Source organism: Streptomyces sp. NPDC002276, assembly GCF_053891435.1.
This window is the reverse complement of record NZ_JBSFCQ010000029.1, coordinates 50,025-67,985: the sequence shown is the minus strand read 5'-3', so window position 1 is coordinate 67,985 and position 17,961 is coordinate 50,025. Positions and strand designations below refer to the sequence as shown.

General features: G+C 70.7%; 15 protein-coding genes. 3 read left to right on the top strand and 12 right to left on the bottom strand.

All coding sequences use genetic code 11. The features are described 5' to 3' along the window. Positions 1-3: 3 nt before the first annotated feature. From ACWIHT_RS43305 to ACWIHT_RS43270, 8 genes are all read right to left on the bottom strand, one after another. Positions 4-1,308, bottom strand: a complete 1,305-nt coding sequence (locus tag ACWIHT_RS43305; protein WP_456174124.1) for an NtaA/DmoA family FMN-dependent monooxygenase — start codon at positions 1,306-1,308, stop codon at positions 4-6. Next, on the bottom strand, positions 1,305-2,381 hold the full coding sequence (locus ACWIHT_RS43300) for an LLM class flavin-dependent oxidoreductase (protein WP_456174123.1): 1,077 nt from the start codon (positions 2,379-2,381) through the stop codon (positions 1,305-1,307). The genes ACWIHT_RS43305 and ACWIHT_RS43300 overlap by 4 nt, the downstream gene beginning before the upstream one ends. Positions 2,382-2,468: 87 nt before the next feature. After that, positions 2,469-4,283: an FAD/NAD(P)-binding protein gene (locus tag ACWIHT_RS43295; RefSeq protein ID WP_456174122.1), complete on the bottom strand. Its 1,815-nt coding sequence runs from the start codon at positions 4,281-4,283 to the stop codon at positions 2,469-2,471. A gap of 403 nt (positions 4,284-4,686) precedes the next feature. Then, the gene (locus ACWIHT_RS43290; RefSeq protein WP_456174121.1) at positions 4,687-5,286 is read right to left on the bottom strand and encodes a GTP-binding protein; all 600 of its coding nucleotides are present in this window, start codon (positions 5,284-5,286) and stop codon (positions 4,687-4,689) included. Further along, positions 5,270-5,626, bottom strand: coding sequence for a DUF742 domain-containing protein (locus tag ACWIHT_RS43285; protein WP_019074894.1), 357 nt, complete (start codon positions 5,624-5,626; stop codon positions 5,270-5,272). Before ACWIHT_RS43285 ends, ACWIHT_RS43290 begins: the two co-directional genes overlap by 17 nt. Further along, positions 5,623-6,051 carry a roadblock/LC7 domain-containing protein gene (locus tag ACWIHT_RS43280; RefSeq protein WP_200715773.1) on the bottom strand — a complete coding sequence of 143 codons (429 nt, stop codon included), beginning with the start codon at positions 6,049-6,051 and terminating at the stop codon, positions 5,623-5,625. The genes ACWIHT_RS43285 and ACWIHT_RS43280 overlap by 4 nt, the downstream gene beginning before the upstream one ends. Then, entirely contained in the window at positions 6,048-8,312 is a 2,265-nt protein-coding gene (locus tag ACWIHT_RS43275) for a sensor histidine kinase (RefSeq protein WP_456174120.1), read from the bottom strand. Before ACWIHT_RS43275 ends, ACWIHT_RS43280 begins: the two co-directional genes overlap by 4 nt. A gap of 211 nt (positions 8,313-8,523) precedes the next feature. Next, entirely contained in the window at positions 8,524-9,723 is a 1,200-nt protein-coding gene (locus ACWIHT_RS43270) for a DUF5685 family protein (protein WP_456174147.1), read from the bottom strand. Between the two features lie 325 nt (positions 9,724-10,048). On the opposite strand from ACWIHT_RS43270, the gene ACWIHT_RS43265 reads away from it, so the two are divergent. Beyond that, the gene (locus tag ACWIHT_RS43265) at positions 10,049-10,489 is read left to right on the top strand and encodes a cell division protein SepF (protein ID WP_403653827.1); all 441 of its coding nucleotides are present in this window, start codon (positions 10,049-10,051) and stop codon (positions 10,487-10,489) included. A 63-nt stretch (positions 10,490-10,552) separates the two neighbouring features. Here the strand turns inward: ACWIHT_RS43265 and ACWIHT_RS43260 are convergent, their stop codons facing one another. Then, a complete protein-coding gene (locus tag ACWIHT_RS43260) occupies positions 10,553-11,746 on the bottom strand; it encodes an acyl-CoA dehydrogenase family protein (RefSeq protein WP_456174119.1) in 1,194 nt (397 codons plus the stop codon). Positions 11,747-12,064: 318 nt separating this feature from the next. Beyond that, entirely contained in the window at positions 12,065-13,666 is a 1,602-nt protein-coding gene (locus tag ACWIHT_RS43255; protein WP_456174118.1) for an MFS transporter, read from the bottom strand. Positions 13,667-13,925: 259 nt separating this feature from the next. Here ACWIHT_RS43255 and ACWIHT_RS43250 point away from each other — a divergent pair, with 259 nt between their 5' ends. Together ACWIHT_RS43250 and ACWIHT_RS43245 are read left to right on the top strand one after the other, a co-directional pair. Beyond that, positions 13,926-15,092, top strand: a complete 1,167-nt coding sequence (locus ACWIHT_RS43250; protein WP_456174117.1) for a hypothetical protein — start codon at positions 13,926-13,928, stop codon at positions 15,090-15,092. A 237-nt stretch (positions 15,093-15,329) separates the two neighbouring features. Further along, a complete protein-coding gene (locus tag ACWIHT_RS43245) occupies positions 15,330-16,367 on the top strand; it encodes a phosphatase PAP2 family protein (RefSeq protein WP_456174116.1) in 1,038 nt (345 codons plus the stop codon). Positions 16,368-16,462: 95 nt separating this feature from the next. Here the strand turns inward: ACWIHT_RS43245 and ACWIHT_RS43240 are convergent, their stop codons facing one another. Both ACWIHT_RS43240 and ACWIHT_RS43235 read right to left on the bottom strand, forming a co-directional pair. Next, on the bottom strand, positions 16,463-16,678 hold the full coding sequence (locus ACWIHT_RS43240) for an I78 family peptidase inhibitor (RefSeq protein WP_456174115.1): 216 nt from the start codon (positions 16,676-16,678) through the stop codon (positions 16,463-16,465). Between the two features lie 262 nt (positions 16,679-16,940). Continuing rightward, the gene (locus tag ACWIHT_RS43235; protein WP_456174114.1) at positions 16,941-17,942 is read right to left on the bottom strand and encodes a helix-turn-helix transcriptional regulator; all 1,002 of its coding nucleotides are present in this window, start codon (positions 17,940-17,942) and stop codon (positions 16,941-16,943) included. Positions 17,943-17,961 lie beyond the last annotated feature (19 nt).

Here is a 17,961-nt window from a genome sequence, read left to right as displayed (position 1 = left end):
CGATCAGCCCTTCCCTCCCGGCTCGGCGAGCCCGAGGTGTGAGCGCAGGGTGGCGCCCCGGTATTCCGTGCGGAACGCGCCGCGTTCCTGGAGCAGCGGCACCACCCGGTCCACGAACTCGTCGAGCCCGCCCGGGGTGAGATGCGGCACCAGGATGAAGCCGTCGGCGGCGTCCTGCCGTACGAAGGTCTCCAGTTCGACGGCGACCGCCTCCGGGGTGCCGATGAAGGACTGCCGGCCGCTCGCCTCGATCACGGCCTGCCGGATGGACAGGCCCTTCTGCCGTGACAGCGCCCGCCACTTCTCGGCCGTCTCGGTGCTGTCGCCGCGCCGGGTCCGCCCCTGGGTGAGCGCGGGGTCGGGCACCGGGTCGAAGTCGGGGAACGGGCCGTCCGGGTCGTAGGAGGAGAGGTCCGTGCCCCAGACCTGCTCCACGGCGAGGATCGCGTTCTGCGGGGAGACCTGCTGCCGGCGGATCTCGGCGGCCCGCTCCTGCGCCTCGGCCGCCGTGTCGCCGAGGACGACGGTGACACCGGGCATGATCTTGAGGTCGTCGGCGCTACGGCCGTACTTGGCGAGGCGTCCCTTCACGTCGGCGTAGAAGGCGCGGCCGTCCTCCAGTGTCCCGTGCCGCGTGAAGATGACGTCGGCCGAGCGGGCCGCGAACTCCCTCCCCTCCCCCGAGTCCCCGGCCTGGATGACGACCGGGTGGCCCTGCGGTGAGCGTGGCACGGTGAACTCGCCCGCGATGTCGAAGTGTTGACCCTTGTGGGCGAAGGGGCGGGAGAGTCCGTCGGGGGTCCAGGAGTCCCACAACTCCCTTGCCACCTCTACGAATTCGGCCGCCCGCGTGTAGCGGTCCGCGCGGTCCAGGTATGCCCCGCGGCGGAAGTTCTCGCCGGTGAAGGCGTCGGAGGAGGTCACCACGTTCCAGGCCGCCCGGCCGCCGCTGAGATGGTCCAACGTGGCGAGTCTGCGGGCGAGTTCGTACGGTTCGTTGAAGGTGGCGTTGACCGTGGCGGCGAGACCGATCCGCTCGGTGACGGCGGCGAGCGCGTTCAGGACGGTGAGGGATTCCGGGCGTCCCACCACGTCCAAGTCGTGGATACGGCCCTTGTGTTCGCGCAGCCGCAGGCCCTCGGCGAGGAAGAAGAAGTCGAAGAGTCCGCGTTCGGCGGTGCGGGCCAGGTGCTCGAAGGAGGAGAAAGCGATCTGGGACTTCGACCGCGGATCGGCCCACACGGTCGTGCTGTTGACGCCGGGGAAGTGCGCCGCCAGATGGATCTGTTTACGGGGCTGCACGGTCATGACGCTCCCCCGGTCACGGCGTACTGGTTGGCGGGCCGGGCCAGGCCCAGGTGCTCGCGGAGCGTGCTGCCCGGGTAGAACGTGCGGAACAGGCCCCGGTGTTGGAGCAGCGCGACCGTGCCGTTGACGAGCCGTTCCAGGTCGCGGCGGGGTTCGACGGGCGTGAGGTGGAAGCCGTCGACGGTACGGTCGCCGTGCCAGGCCGCGATCAGTTCGGCGAGGTCGACCGGGCCGCCCCGGTACAGCGGGCCGTGCGCGGTCTGCCGGGGGCCTCCTCCGCCGTGGCACGGTTCGGCCGCGTGCTCGCCGTCGCCGAGGTCGACGACCAGACTCACCAGGACTCGCAGGGTGTCGGGATCGCGCCCGAACTTCTCGGCGGACGCCCGCAGTTCGGCCCGTACGGCCCCGGCCTGCGCGGAACTCGCCGCGCGGACGAGGGCCACGTCGGCGTACCGGGCGGCCGTCCGCCGGGCCTGGCCCTCGGTGGCGTCGACCACGCGGACGGGGTGGCCCTGCGGGGGTCTGGGCACGATCGAGGGGCCCTTGACGGAGAACCCGGAGCCCTGGAAGTCGACGTGGTGCAGCTTGTCGCGGTCGACGAAGCGGCCGGTGGTGGCGTCCCGGATCTCGGCGTCGTCCTCCCAGCTGTCCCACAACTCGGCGGCCACCTCGGCGACTTCGCCCGCCTCCTGCCACAGCGCGTCGGCGGGCGCGGCATGGCGGCGGCCGAAGAGCCGGGCCTCGCCCTCGGTGGTCGACACGTCGATCCGCCAGCCGGCCCGGCCCCGGCTGACCCAGTCGAGGGTCGCGACCGCCGCCTGGACGTGGAAGGGCTCGGTGTGGGTGGTGGTCACGGTGGGCACCAGGCCGATCCGGCGGGTGGCCGGGGCGACGCGGGACAGGACGGCGAGGGCGTCGGGGCCGGGGCGCGCGAAGGTGTCGTCGAGCGTCACGAAGTCGAGTCCGCCGCTCTCGGCGAGCCGCGCCAACTCGACGTAGGAACCGGCGTCATAAGCCGACCGCTGGTCGACGGCGGCGGCCAGATGCAGGCCCCGGCCGTGCGAGGAGGTCATGGGAGGAAAGCCTTCCTGTCGTTCGGGAGCGCCTCGGAGAGGGCCAAGTCCTCGGTGAAGTACGGGACTTCACCGATCGGCTGGGGGTCACGCGGCGGCCCGACACGCGAGGTCCCGGAGAAAGGCCAGTACGGCCCGTGCGGTGGCGTCGTTCTGCCGGAAGGCGGGGCCGCCGGTGCGCGGTCGGGTGAAGGCGCCCGGGGCCCGGACGTCGGTGTAGGGGCCGAGCGCGAAGCGCCGGGGGTGCGGGCGTCCGGCCGCGTCGAGGATCCGGCCGTCGGTGCGGTCCACCCGCAGCAGTCCCTCCGGGGTCTCCACGGCTCCGTCGGCGTGCAGTTGGCGCAGCAGCGGGTCGAGGGCGCGTCCGACGGTGGGCTCGGGCAGCCGGGCCTCGACGAGCGCCCGTGCCTCGACGGTGGCGCCGGGGACGGTCGGGCTGGACGCCCGGAACACCCCGTCCTCGGCGGTCACGGCCATGTCCGCGCCGACGAACCGCACGATGCCGGCCCGGGACAGCGCGAGCAGTTGGCGAAGCCGGGGTCCGGGCGGCCCGGAGGCGAGGTAGCTGAAGAAGCCGTGCCACCAGGGTCCGATGTCACCGAGCCGGATCAACTGCACGTAGACGGAGAGCAGTCCGAGGAAGACGGACAAGTCCGGGCTGTTGGACGGATCGTGACGGCGCGTCAGATCTGCCTCGACATACGTCCGCAGGCCCTCCTGGAACGCCTCCCGCGAGGGATACCGCACCCCGTCCAGCGGGCGGTCGAGCGCCGCGAGGTCGAGCCGGTCGGCGGGGTCGGGCACGGCGGACGCCACGAGGGCCTCGCGTTCCGCCGCTTCCCCGGCCGCGTACTTCTCCTCGAAGTCGGTCCAGGCGATCGTCGTCCGCTCGGGCTGCACACCGAACAGCCGGTGGTAGTGCGCGAACCCCAACTCCTTCTCGATCAGCGGCCATACGTCCCGCCTGAAGTCGAAGCCCTCGGGCCGGGCGAGGATCGCGTCGACCTCGGCGGGCCCGAAGAACCGTGGCAGCGGCGGCCGTTCACCGGTCCACTCGTAGCCGATCTTCGAGTGGTACGGCACTCCGCGCCGCGAGCCGACGTACAGCACCGGCTCCTGCCCCGAGGGGACATAGGTGTCGCCGTCGTGACGTCCGCCCCGTCCCTCGGTGAGCAGCACCATCAGGTCGACGAAGGCGAGTCCGAAGCCGCGGACGATGGCGGGTTCGCCGGGCGCGAGCGAGGTCAGGTCGCTGTCGGCGGTGAAGTCGGGCGGCAGGTGGACCAGGTCGTGGGCGCGGGCGTAGGCCGCCAACTCGCGCTGTTCGTAGTCGAGTTCGGCGTCGAGGTGGCCGATCGCGAGGACGACGAGGTCGGCGAGGAGCGGGCGCGCGCGGCCTTCGAGCCACACCTGCTGGCGTCCCTCCCGCGGGCCGCTCACCCGGAGGGCGCGCTGCGGGTGGTGGTGGACGGTGACGCCCGGCGGCAGCGCGGCCACGGCCTCCTCGTGCACCCAGCGCAGATAGGCGCCCTGGAGCTGCCGGTCGGCGAAGGTGGAGCCCTCGATCTCCGCCCATTCGTGCAGCGTGGGGCCGGGGCGTACCGGCCCTTCCATGACCACCGTCTCGTCGGTGAACATGGTGACGTCCTCGGCGTGCGAGTTCATCCACAGCAGCGGCGACTGGGCCGCGCGCCAGATGCGTCCGGCGCCCGGCTGATGAGGATCGACGAGGTGGATGTCGAAGCCCCCGGCACCCTCTGTGCCCGGCCCGGCGTACAGCTCGGGCGCGCTGGCGGCGATGCGCTCGATGAGGCCGGTCCCCCGCGGCCCGGCCCCGACGATCACGAGTGAGGGCCTGGTCCCCGGGGCGGCGGATATGGGGGTGGGAAGGTCGGAAGGCATGCGAAGACTCCGTGACGTGAGCAACACGGGCGAATGCCTTCACACAGGGCGCCTTACGGCACCGTACGGCCGAGCCCCTCAGCAGGGCCGTTATCCGACTGTACGGCGCCGTTTCCCCTCGCTGTCAAGGAAGTCCACACTGTGAGCAGTACGTCTCATCTTGGTTGACGCCCCACCGGATGCCTGTTCCACTTACTCCATGAATCGGCAGCAGTGGCTGGTCAAGCGCTCCCACATCGACCTCGGTCGAGTGTGGTCCTCTTCCTGTTGAGCTGACCCACTGCGCGTCCCGGTCGCCGGAATCCCGCTCCGACCGTGCGCCTCACGTGTTCTCCCGCTCCACCCGTTCCGCCTTCACACGCACCCCTCCCCTCGGGTTCCGTCCGCATTTCCTCCACCCCGCCTACCGGGTCAGCGCGGCCGTACGCCGTCGCGGTGTCGCCCGGACCCCGATCACCCGGTCCATCAGCGCGCCGAGCACATCGCGTACGGAGTCGCGGTTCCGCGCGTCGCACTCCAGCACGGGTACGTCCGGGCTCAGCCCGAGCGCTTCCCGGACCTCCTCCACGTCGAACCGGTCGGCGCCGTCGAAGCGGTTCACGGCGAGGACGAACGGCGCGCCCTGCGACTCGAAGTAGTCGACCGCCGGGAAGCAGTCCTCGATCCGCCGGGTGTCCATGAGGACCACCGTGCCGAGCGCGCCCTCCACCAGGTCGTCCCAGAGGAACGAGAACCGGTCCTGTCCGGGCGTCCCGAACAGATACAGCGTCATCGTCGGATCGAGCGTGATCCGCCCGAAGTCGAGGGCGACGGTCGTGGTGGTCTTCGCCTCGACCCCCACCAACGAGTCGACGCCCACGGAGACTTGGGTCATCGCCGCCTCGGTGTCGAGGGGTTCGATCTCCGAAATGGCCCCGATGAACGTGGTCTTGCCGACCCCGAGGCCGCCGCTGACCACGATCTTCACGGCCAGCGGCACGATCTTGTCAGAGCGCCCGGACATGGTCCCTGATCCTTTCGAGCATCGGGAGCGGCAGCTCCGCGGGTTGCCGGCAGGCGAGTTGCCCGGCGACGACGAGGTCGGAGATCAGCACCTTCGCCACTCCGAGCGGCACCCCGACCCGGTGTGCCACCTCGGCGACGGTCGTCGGCCGCTCGCACACCGCGACGATGTGGCGCCGCTCGAAAGCGAGCGACGGATCCGGCACGCCGACGGCGACGACCAGCGTCTCCAGGCGCAGATCGGCCTGGAGGGGCTCGGACCGGCCGCCGGTGATGATGAACGGCCGGACGAACGTCGCGTCCTCGTCAGGTTCTACGTCCCTGGACTGTTCACCGTTCACCGTGGCAACGCCTGCCGTAGATCGGCGATGAGCGTCGGGGTGAGCAGATCACCCGCCCGCTCCGCGAGCACCGCCATCTCGTAGCCGACGAGGCCCAGTTCACCGCTGCTGTCGGCGAGGACACCGAGACAGCTGCCGTCCCGGATCGCCGAGACGAGCAGGAAACCCCGGCCCATCTCGATCATGATGAGTTTGACCCCGTCGAAGCTGTACCGCTTGGACGCGCTGCGGGCCAGGCTGCTCAACCCCGAGACGATCGCGGCGAGATGGTCGGCCTCGGTGCGCCCGAGCCCGTCCGACACGGCGATCAGCAGCCCGTCGGAGGAGACGGCGACCGCGTCCCGTACGCCGTCGGTGCTCTTGACGAAGTTGGCGAGCAGCCAGTTGAAGGTCTGCGAGTCGTGCTGGATGTCGACGGCGGTCACTTGGCGGCACCCTCGTTCGTCTCGGCGTTCTGCTGCTTCTCCTTCTCGACGCTGATCCCGCCCCGCATATGGGCGCTGCGCAGGGTGGAGAGCATCCCGGAGACCTGTTCGGGGGTCCGCTCCGGGTTCGGCGGTGCGGTGGGGGTCGTCCGGTCGGTGCGGTCGGTCTCGCTCACCGCGGCCGCGATACCGCTCCGCTGGGGCCGCTTGACCAGGCCGTTGCGGGTGCGAGCGGCGGACGAACCGCCCTTGGCGGCAACCGGGGCGACCGCCGGTTCGGGCTTCGGGCCGTCCACCTTCGTGCCCATCCTCGTGTCCGGCTCCATGTCCGTCTCCGCCTTCCTCGGTGCCGGGACCGAGGGCTTCGCCTCGGCCGCCTTCTCCGTCAGCAGCGCGGCGGGGATCAGCACCCGCGCGACCACACCGGCCGCCGGTGCCTCGCCGAGCCGCACCTCGATACCGCACTTGCGGGCCAGCGCGCCGACCACGAAGTGGCCCAGGAACCGGGTGGGTTCGGCCATGAAGCTGGCGGTGCCGGAGAGCCGTACGTTGGCCTCGGCGATGGCCTGGTTGTCCATGCCGAAGCCGTGGTCGACGATCGCGACCAGATAGCCGGCGCTGGTGCGCCGTCCCTCGATCTCCACGTCGGAGTCCGGCGGCGAGAAGCTCAGCGCGTTCTCCACCAACTCGGCCAGCAGATGGGCGATTTCGACGACGACGGAGCCGGTGACGAACGCGGGCTCGATCCGGCGCAGGGTGACCCGGCGGTACTCCTCGACCTCCGAAAGCGCCGCGCGCAGCACGTCGTTGACGGCCAGCGGGGTCGACCAGGGGCGCGGGCTGGACTCTCCGGCGAGCACGAGGAGGCTTTCGGCGTTGCGGCGCATACGGGTGGCCAGGTGGTCGAGTTCGAAGAGGTTGGCGAGGGTCGCGGGGTCGGCGTCCTCGTGCTCCAGCTTGTTGATGAAGCTGATCTGACGGCGCACCAGGTTCTGGTTGCGACGGCCCAGGCTCACCAGGGAGTCGGTGGCGTTGCGCCGCAACACGGCCTGCTCGGTGGCGAGATCGAACGCGGACCGCTGCACCCGGTCGAACGCCTCGGCCACCTCCCGGACTTCGGCCCCGGCCCGGTCGGTGACGACGAGCCTTGCGGGCGGCTGCGGCGCCGCCCCGGACGAGCCGTCCTGTACGGCGGCCACGGCCTGCGGCAGCCGGGTCCCTGCCATCTCCCGTGCCTGTTGGGCGAGTTCGACCAGCGGCGAGGAGACGGACCGTACGCAGTCGAGGGCCAGCGCGGCGAGCGCGGCGACCGTGCCGAGGGCGAGCAGCAGGAACAGCAGCAGGTCGCGCTGGGCCGAACTCTCCAGCTGCGCGGCCCGGTTCTCGACATCGGCGCCGAGGGAGATCTGCACGCTCCGCATCCCGTTGATGGTGGAGGTCATCGAGTCCCACCAGGCCATGGGCGGAATCGCGCTCGACTTCAGCTTCCCGGTGCCGTGCACCGCCTTGCTCTCGTACGCCAGCGTGCGTTCGGCGTCGGGCGTGGTCAGGGCGGTGTTCAGGCGCCGTTCCTGCACGGCGGTGGCCGACCGGGGGAAGGCGTCGAGGGCGGCGAGGCGTCCGGCGCGGATCTCCATGAACCGGCCGTAGTCGTCGCCGCGGAACTTCCCGGCGCGTACCGAGCCGAGCACGATGGCCCGCTCCTCGCCGGTGAACTCCTTCGCGTTGCCGAGGACTTGGAGCGCCTGGTAGGCGTCGCGCAGGGTGCCGTCGTGGACGTCTCCGAGGCCGAGGTCGAGCCGGTCGAGGACGGTGATGGTGGTGGTGAAGTAGTCGAAGGTGTCCTTCACCACGCCGGTGCCGTCGTCGGCGTCCTTGCGGATCCCGGCCAGGCCGTCGAGCCGCCCGAGGGACTCGCGCACGGAACCGGCGGCCGAGTCCTCGCGCCCTTTCAGGGCCACGTCCAGCTGCTCGCGCGCGGCGTCGGTCGCCTTGCGCTGCGCGGGCAGTTTGGCGCTGAACTGCCGTACGCCGCCGACGTATCCGGTGGTGAGCCCGCGCTCCTTCTGGAGTTCGTGCACGAGTCCCTGGAGGGTGATCTCCAGACGGGCGTTGTCGGCTGTCGCGGAGGCGTTGCGATAGGCGGAGATCTGCTCGGTGGCCGCGATACCGAGCAGCGCGAGCAGGACCGCGAGGGCGAGGACCAGAATCCTCAGCAGCCTGGCGCGGATGCTGGTGGTCGCTTTTGTTGTGACGTCCACTGAAGTGCCTTAAGTGGGTGGCGAGTTGATCAAGAGTCGAACCTGAGGCAGAAATGGTTCTGCTCCCGCCCAACGACCCTCACCGCACACCGGTCACCGGATCATGTTTTTGTTTTACCGCGCCGAAACACCGGCCTCCCGGCCTCGCAGGTCGGCAATACCCCGCGAGACGGTTGTATACAACGATGGTGACTGCCCGTCACCGTCACGCTCAGCAGTCACAGCACGAGAGACATTCACAGCACTCGCAGCATTCACAGGCGTCACAGCACGAGCAGTCGCAGCTGGAGCAGCACCCCTCGCGCCGCCGCCGTGACCACGGCCCCTCGAACTCGTCGGCGCAGCACACCTTGCAGGTGCAGCACAGCCCGAGCGCGGCGGCGCACCCGGCCCAGAAGCCGCGCTTGTCGGGCCGCGGGGGCTCACCGCCGAAGGGGTTGCCGCCGTGCGGATTCCCGCCGTAGGGATTGCCGTCGTGGCGCGGATCGCCCGGCAGGTAGGGGGTCTGCGGCGGCCCGAAGGCGGCCTCGGGTCCATGTCCACAAGACTTCGTGCCGAAGGCCCGGTCGACCGAGCGGCTGAGCTCGTGCGCGAGGAGCAGATGCGCCAACTTGCCGTCCGTGAAGGACGTCTCCCGCAGCGCGAGGCGTATCCCGTGCAGCGCGTCGTCGGCCAGGCGGCGGGCCTCTGCGAGTGGGGTGCCGGTCGCGGTGAGGGGGTTCCAGGCGCCCGTCGCCGCGTCGGACTCCCGGTCCTCCACGGCGTCCAGGAGATGCGCGAGCCGGCCGAAGAGGCGCCCGGCCTCGGCGAGCGGTACGGCGTTGCCGGGCCGTCCGGCCAGGAGCGCGGTGTGCGCGAAGGCGGCCGCGGTGGCGGTCTCGGTCGGTTCGGTGACGGTCAGGATCGGGGTGCCGGGCCCGGCGAGGGCCTCGATGCCGAACTGCCGCTCCACGGCCTCGACGAGGACACCGGCGTCGAACCCGACACTCGCGCCGGTCCGCGCCCCGGCCCGCCCCCAGCTCCCGGCGACCCGCCGCGCGGCCAGCGCCACGGGCTTGCGGGCCAGCAGCCCGTCCCCGTCGGCGACATGGTCACGCACCTTGGCGGAGGCGAGCACCAGCGAGACGGCCGCCGCGAGGCGCGCCCCCTCGCCCTGGGCGACGGACGCGGTCCGCATCCCGCGCAACGGGCAGGGCCCGGCCGTACGCCGCCAGCCACCGCCCTCGCGCTCGCGCTCGGCCTGAGCCTCCGTCAGGACCGAGAGCAGCAGCCCGTCGTAGTTCGTGACCACCCGCGCGAGCTGCCCGTGGTCACCGCGCAGCGCGAGGCACAACCCGCACAAGTGCGCCATCCACTGGGCCTTGAGGCTCTCCCCGAGCCGATGACTGCAAGGTCTGACCATTCCGAACACGACGATCCCCCGTGGCGTGTACGACATCTGACGTGGTGTTCACTACGACACCCGGTGGGCGTTGAGCGGTCGCATCGCATCGACCACTCCGTTCACCCGTACGCACCAGCCATCACCCGGACGCCGTGAAGAATCATATTTCACTCTCAGTCAGCAGCCGCATGCGGCAACACCCTTGATACACGGGGGCCCTCGACGTATTGGCTGTGCACCAGTAGCGTCACAAACCCCCCGCGCGGCGTCTATCCACTTGGCGCGCGATCCGCATCATGGATGACCATAGGGATGCGGATAGCAATAAAGACCGCTGTGAGAGGAGGCGTCCATGGGATCGGTACGCAAGGCGAGTGCCTGGCTTGGGCTCGTTGACGACAACGATGACGAGCGCTACTACGACGACGACTACTCCGAAGGGACCGAGCAGCCCGGGGATGCCTGGGTGACGGACCCGCGAGTGAAGGTGGCCTCGGACGTCGCCGAGGTGAAGGGCCGGCGCATCGGCACGGTCACCCCGGACAGCTTCCGGGACGCCCGCGCCATCGGTGAGCTGTTCCGGGAAGGTGTCCCGGTGATCGTGAACCTCACGGCGATGGAGGCGACCGACGCCAAGCGCGTGGTCGACTTCGCGGCCGGCCTCACCTTCGGCCTGCGCGGCACGATCGAGCGGGTCGCGACCCGTGTCTTCCTGCTGACCCCCGCCAACACGGAGATCGTCAGCGGCGACCCGGTCGCGCGCCGCGAGGACGGTTTCTTCAACCAGAGCTGAGGCAGGGCCGCTTACCGGCCCTGCCTCCCGCAGGGTTGCCCCTCGGGCCGCCGGTCTACCGGTCTACCGGAAGGCGTCGAGTCCGGTGAGCGCCTTGCCCAGCACGAGCTGGTGCATCTCGACGGTGCCCTCGTAGGTGAGCACCGACTCCAGGTTCGTCGCGTGCCGCATCACCGGGTACTCCAGCGAGATCCCGTTGGCACCGAGGATCGTCCGTGCCGTACGGCAGATCTCGATGGCCTCCCGTACGTTGTTCAACTTGCCGAAGCTGACCTGCTCGGGACGCAGGCGCCCGGCGTCCATGCGCCGCCCCAGGTGATGGGCGAGCAGAATCCCCTTGTGCAGTTCGACCGCCATGTCGGCGAGCTTGGCCTGGGTGAGCTGGAAGCCGCCGATGGGCCGCCCGAACTGCTCCCGCGTCTTCGCGTATTCGACGGCGGACTCGAAGGAAGCGCGCGCCGCGCCCATCGCACCCCACACGATTCCGTAACGAGCGTGCGACAGACAGCTCAGCGGCCCCTTCAGCCCGACGACCTCCGGCAGCACGGCATCGGCCGGCAACCGCACGTCGTCGAGGACGAGTTCACTGGTGACGGACGCGCGCAGTGACCACTTGTGCTTGATCTCGGGCGCGGAGAAGCCGGGGACGTCGGTGGGTACGACAAACCCCCGGATGCCGTCGTCGGTCTGCGCCCACACGACGGCGACACCGGCCACGGACCCGTTGGTGATCCACATCTTCCGCCCGTCGAGGATCCAGTCGCCGCCCGCGTCGCGCTTGGCGTACGTCCGCATGGCGCCCGGGTCGGAGCCGTGGTCGGGCTCGGTCAGCCCGAAGCAGCCGATGACCTCACCGGAGGCCATGCGCGGCAGCCAGGTCTGCTTCTGCTCCTCGCTGCCGAAGCGGTGAATGGCGTACATGGCGAGGGACCCCTGCACGGACACCAGCGACCGAATTCCCGAGTCGGCGGCCTCCAACTCCAGGCAGGCGAGCCCGTATTGGACCGCGGAGGCACCGGCGCACCCGTACCCGTCGAGCGACATCCCGAGCGCCCCGATCCCGCCCAACTCCCGCGCGAGCTCCCGGATCCCGGGCAACTCCCCCTGCTCGTACCACTCGGCGACGTACGGCAGCACCTTGTCGGCGGCCCACGCGCGAACGGTGTCGCGGATCGCGAGGTCCTCGGGGTCGAGCAGGTCGTCGATGCCGAGGGGGTCGGCGGGGTCGAAGGGGGGCAACTTCGAGGACGAGCTCATGACACAGCCTCCGGCACCTAAAAACTATCACCGCTAGTTACGACAACGGGGTCGACGTTACGACGACGAGTCGAGCACGTCCACCACACCCCAGACCTTCTCCCACCCGCCCACCCGTTTACGGGCGTCCGAGGGGTTAACGTCTGCCGCGGGGGCGGAGCGCCGTCGGCGACTGCGGCTATGACCACCACCTCCGCCATCGGCTCGCTCCCCCTCCCCACCCCCGGCCCGCAGCCGCCAACGGCGTGGCACCCCCACAGGAGACGGTCACCTCTTCAAGGTCCGTAAACGGGCGGTGCGTGGGTGGGAGAAGGTTTTTCAGGCGGAGACGCGGGGCTGTGTGACTTCGCGTGGGGCGGGCACCTTGGCCAAAGGTGCCTCGCATTGCATGACTCGGGGCAGGCGCAACGCCATCACCGCGCCCAGCAGCAGCAAGCCCGCGCTGACGAGGAGCGTGACGTGCAGCCCGTGCACGAAGGCGTGCCGTGCCGCGTCACGCAGGGCGGCACCACGAACCCCACCGAGACGCGACGCGACGTCGTACGCCTCGCCCAGTGAATGGCTCGCCGATGCCGACGCCGAGGTCGGCACCCCGGGCACGGACCGCAGCCCGGGCGCGTACGCCGCGTTCATGACGCTGCCGAGGAGCGCGATGCCGATCCCCGCGCCGAGTTGGTAGGAGGTCTCGCCGATCGCCGCCGCGCCGCCCGCCTGGGCCGGTGGAGCCTCGCTCAGCATCGACTCGTACGCCCCGAAGAGCGTCATCTCCAGGCCGAACCCGAGCAGCAGGAACCCGAAGAGCAGCAGTCCGGTGTTGTCCCGGCCGCCCATCGCGGTGAGCGTCAGTACCGAGAACGCGGTCAGGCAGAAGCCGAAGCACACCATCCGGCGCGGGCCGAAACGCCGGAGCATCCGCGCCCCGAACAGCCCGGCCGCCATCGCCGCGAACGTCAGCGGCAGGAGTCGTAGACCCGTCTGGAGGGGGGACAACCCCAGCACCAGTTGCAGGTACTGGGCCGCGATCAGTTCGAGGCCCACCAGGGCCAGCATCGCCAGCACGATGCAGCCGACGGACGTGCTGAACGCCGGCCTGCGGAACATGCCCAGGTCCACCAGCGGATGCGTTCGGCGCCGTTGCCGTCGTACGAAGAGAACCATCAGCACCGCGCCCACGAGCAGCGGGGCCACCGTCCACGCGCTGTCCACGGGCTCTCCGCCGCCGAGTCGCTTGACGCCGAGCACGACTCCGAAGAGGCCGCCCGCGGCCATCAGCGCGCCGACGACGTCCCACGGGCCGTTGCGGTCGCCGTGGGACTCGGGGAGCAGGAGGCGACCGATCGGCAGGCTGATCAGCATCAAGGGGATGTTGACCAGGAAGACCGAGCCCCACCAGAAGTGTTCGAGGAGGAATCCGCCGAGCAGGGGTCCCACCGCCGCGCCCACCGCGGCCACCGCGCTCCACACGCCGATCGCCACCGCGCGCTCGCGCCGGTCGGGGAAGACCTGGCGGAGGATCGACAGCGTGGCGGGCATGATCATCGCGCCGCCGACGCCGAGCAGCGCCCGCGCGAGGATCAGGACCTGGGCGGAGTGGGCGCAGGCGGCCAGGCCGGAGGCGATGCCGAAGAGGCCGTAGCCGAGGAGCAGGATGCGTCTGCGGCCGACGCGGTCGCCGAGCGTGCCGAAGAGGATGAGGAGCGAGGCGCAGACCAGCGGATAGACGTCGACGATCCAGAGCAGCTCTATCGCGCCGGGTTTGAGGTCCTCGGTGACGGCGGGCACCGCGACATGGAGCACGGTGGCGTCGAGCGCGACGAGGAGCAGGCTCACGCAGAGGACGACGAGGACGACCCAGCGGTTGGCACCGGCCCCGGCCGCCCGACGGCGCAGCGCTGCGGCGGCCGTGGTCGTCCCGGACATGTACTACCTCCCAGATGTTCCCTCGCGTTCGGCGGGCTCACGGGGTGGGGACTCCCCGTGACTGCGGCCGGAGAGGAGCGGTGTCTCCGGCCCGCGCAACGAAGGCGAGTGAGCCGTCAGAGTACGCGAGTTCACGCCAATGCCACGTGGCGGACCTCTCACACTCTCCGGACAACACGTGTGGCGTACACCACTCCCCCTCCTGTGGACCACGCCCCGGCGGGCCTGCCGGTTCCGCACCCCGTCGATAATCGAGCCCGTGACCGATCTTGAAGCACCCCTGCGCCGGGCGGCCCCGGCCCTCCTCGGGTACGCCGCCGTCCGCACCCTGGGCCTGGTGGTGCTCGCGGTGTGGAGCGCGGCGCGCGGCAAGAGCGCCCACACCTTGCTGACCGCGCGGTGGGACGCCCTCTGGTACACGCGGGTCGCCGACCTCGGTTACGGCTACGAGGTGCGGCTCCCGAACGGCGACGTCCACTCGAACCTCGCCTTCTTCCCGCTCCTGCCCTGGCTGGAAAGGTTCATGCACGCGGTCTCCCCGCTGTCGTACGCGGACGGCGGTCTGGTGGTGAGCCTGCTCGCGTCGCTCGCGGCGGCCTGGGGGATCTTCGCGGTCGCGGAGCATGTCTACGGCCGCAGGGTGGGCGTGTGCGCCGTGCTGCTGTGGGCCGTGCTCCCCGTGGGGATCGTGCAGTCGATGGCGTACAGCGAGTCGCTGTTCACGGCGCTCGCCGCCTGGTCGCTGTACGGCGCGTTGACCGGCCGCTGGCTGACGGCGGGCACGCTGGCGCTGCTGGCGGGGCTGACCCGGCCCGTGGGGCTCGCCGTGGTCGCCGCGGTGTGGGCGGCAGGCGTGACCTCATCCGTGATCCCTTCGGTCACTTCTTTCGTGCGGGACCGCAGCACGGCGCTCGCGCCCGGCGCGTGGAACTGGCGGTGCGCCCTCGGTCTGGTGCTCGCGCCCCTGGGCGCCGCCGGGTACGTCCTGTGGGTGGGCCATCGCACCGGCAAGGGTCCGCTGGGCTATCTCGACGTGCAGGCGGGCTGGCGCAACGGTTTCGACGGCGGCGCCGCCTTCGCCCGTTTCGTCGGCGAGAAGTTCACCTCGTTCCCGTCCGCCCTGGCCGGGGTCGGGCTGATCGTCGGTGTCGGGCTGGTCGTCTGGCTGTACGTCGTGGGGGTCCGACAGGGGCAGCCGCTGCCGCTCCTGGTGTTCACCGGAGTCGTCACCGCGCTCGCGCTGTGCGCGTCGAGCTACTTCGGCTCGAAACCGCGCCTGTTGATGCCCGCATTCCCCCTGTTGTTCCCTCTCGCGCTCGCCCTGGCGCGGCTGCGTACGTCCAGGTCAGCATGGGTGGTGGGCGGTGTCGCGGTGGCGTCGGCCGTGTACGGGGCGTTCTGGCTGAACGGCACCGGTCCACCATGATCCACTCCGGGGGCCGGTGAGCACCCGGCTAATTCCACCCCAGCGTTTGGTGAACTAATTCATAAGTGCCATAAAACTCGGACCCGGCATGATCAAAGGAATTGAAGGACGGAGGCATCAGGGATTGCGGAATCCTCGGAAATAAACCTGTCCCTGAGAGCTTTCCCACATCACATCGTCATCACAAAGCCGCTGATTCGACGGGCATCCACACTCACTCGCTGTAACGTCGATTGAGTGCGTACCGAACGAAACCTCACCCGTCTGGACCGGGTGTTCGCGAGGCTGGACCGGGAACCGGAACGGCCGGCCAACATCGATGTGCCGAAGATGAGCCGGCACAGGGTCGTGCTGTTCGCGGCGACCCTGGCCTTCTATCTGGCGATCGTGTGGCTTGTCGTGACCACCTCCTGGCTGGTCCGGTTCGACTGGCAGGTCATGTTCTTCCGGCCGTACCAGCAATGGGCCGGCATCCACTGGTTCGTCGACTACTACGTGGTGCTGGGCCAGCGCGGCCCCACCGCGGTGATGGTCGCGGCCTGGCTGGGCTGGCGCTCCTGGCGGCAGCACACGCTGCGCCCGCTGCTGACCCTGGGCACCCTGCTGCTGCTGCTGAACATCACGGTCGGCGCCGCCAAGCTCGGGATGGGCCGCCTCGGCCCGCACTACGCGACCGTCATCGGCTCGAACGAGATGGGCCTCGGCGGCGATATATTTCCCAGCGGCCACACCGCCAACGCGGTCGTGACCTGGGGGATTCTGGCGTATCTGGCCTCGACACCGAGGGCCCGCCGCTGGTTGTCCGCCGCGTCCGCCGTGACCTCGCTCGGCGTCGGTCTCGCCACGGTCTACCTCGGTACGCACTGGCTGAGCGACGTCCTGCTCGGCTGGGCCGCCGGTCTGCTGGTGCTGCTCGCCCTCCCGTGGTGCGAGCCGCTGATCGCGCTGGCCGAGACCCGCATCTTCGACTACCGCGACCGCTGGCGCGCCCGCCGCGGCGGTACGGCGCCGGCCCCGGTGCCGACGTCGCCGGTCACCGCGCCCGTGCTGCTCAAGCCGCGCACCTCCGCCTCGGGCGACGAGGTCCCGGCGGCCCGCGAGACGGTCACCGCGAGCCGTGCGGCGCGGCCTCCCGCCCATCTGGCGCCGAGCCCGCACACGACCCGGTCGGAGCGCACCCCGGTCACCCCGATCGGCAGCCGCCGCCCGCCGCATCCGGAGCGGGTGGCACGTGGCACCACCTCGGCGACGGCCCGTCCGGCGGCGGGCGCCTGACCCACCGAGCCGCGGGGCCGGTACGCACAACCCATCCCCGCATGACGAAGGCCCCGGTTCCTCCTGCGGAACCGGGGCCTTCGTGACGTGCGCGTTCAGCCTTTCCAGGCGCGCGCCACCGTGCCGTCCTTCACCTCGAAGTTGAGCCGACCCGCGCGGTACTCCATCGTGATGATCGCCCCTGGCGGCAGCGACCGGACGGTCGACCACCCCTGTTCCCGCGCGAGCCGCTCGGCCTCGGGCGCGTCGAGGCCGACGTAGGTGTTGGGGTTGTCCTGGGGCTCAGCCGGTGGAGTCGGAATGGGTGCCATGCCCGCCACGCTAGCCGCTCTCCCGCTCTTCATGACCCGCTCCGGTCACACTTCTGTCACAGGATCAGGACGTGTGTTTTGTTCTGCCTACCTCACACGTATGAGCGGTTCCGTACGCCTTACGCGGGCATTCGAACGTAATTCCCGCCTGTCGGTCCGGCCCGTCGAATAGCCCGGCGGAAAGTTCCGGGAGAACCGTCCGGGTGCCCCATTCCATTCGGATTCCGTGCCGTACGGCGGGAGCTGACGCCGCATAAGAGTTTCACCGTTCCGGCACAGAATCTTCGTGCGGCACCCGGCCGTCCCGGTCCAGCGCACGGGACAGCCGGTCCCGCGCCGTCCTGATCGCCCCGGTCAGCTCGGCCGGTTCCAGGACCTCGAACTCGAAGCCCATCATCACCACATGGATCACCATCACATCGAGGTTCGGCGCCCCGGTCCGCAGCAGGCAGGCGTCCGGCCCGTCCGCCTCCAGCGTCCCGGCGGACGGTGAGATCCGCTCGGCGGCCCGCTCCAGGGGCACGAGCAGCCGGACGACGGCCTGCGAGGCGTACGCGCGCGTGGAGACCCCTTTCGAGACGTACGCGGCGAGGTCCTCGGCCGGTGGTTCGCGCGGGGTGAAGCGCGGCCCGTGCGGCGGTCTGGGCATGACGCGGTCCACGCGGAAGGTGCGCCAGTCCTCCCGGTCCAGGTCCCAGGCGACCAGGTACCAGCGGCGCTCGGTGCACACCAGGCGGTGCGGTTCGACGGTACGGCGGGTGGGGGCGCCGTCATGGCTCTCGTAGTCGAAGCGCAGCCGCTCGGCGTCCCGGCACAGGGCGGCCAGCTCGGTCAGCACGGCGGGGTCGACGGCGGACGGCAGGGTGTTGCGCAGCATCGGCACGGTGAACGCGTTCAGGGCGCCCACCCGGCGGCGCAGCCGGTTCGGCAGGACCTGCTCCAGCTTGGTGAGGGCGCGTACGGAGGTCTCGCCGATGCCCTCGATGCCCTGCCCTGCGGCGGTGCGCAGACCGACCGCCACGGCCACCGCCTCGTCGTCGTCCAGCAGCAGCGGCGGCAACTCGGCGCCCGCGCCCAGCTGATAGCCGCCGCCCGTGCCGGGGCTCGCGTTGACGGGGTAGCCCAGCTCGCGCAGCCGGTCGACGTCCCTGCGCACGGTGCGCGGGGTGACCCCGAGCCGGTCGGCCAGGTCGGCGCCGGACCACTCGCGGTGGGCCTGGAGCAGCGAGAGCAGCCGCAGGAGTCGTGCCGAGGTCTCCAACATGGTCACAGTCTGTGGCAAG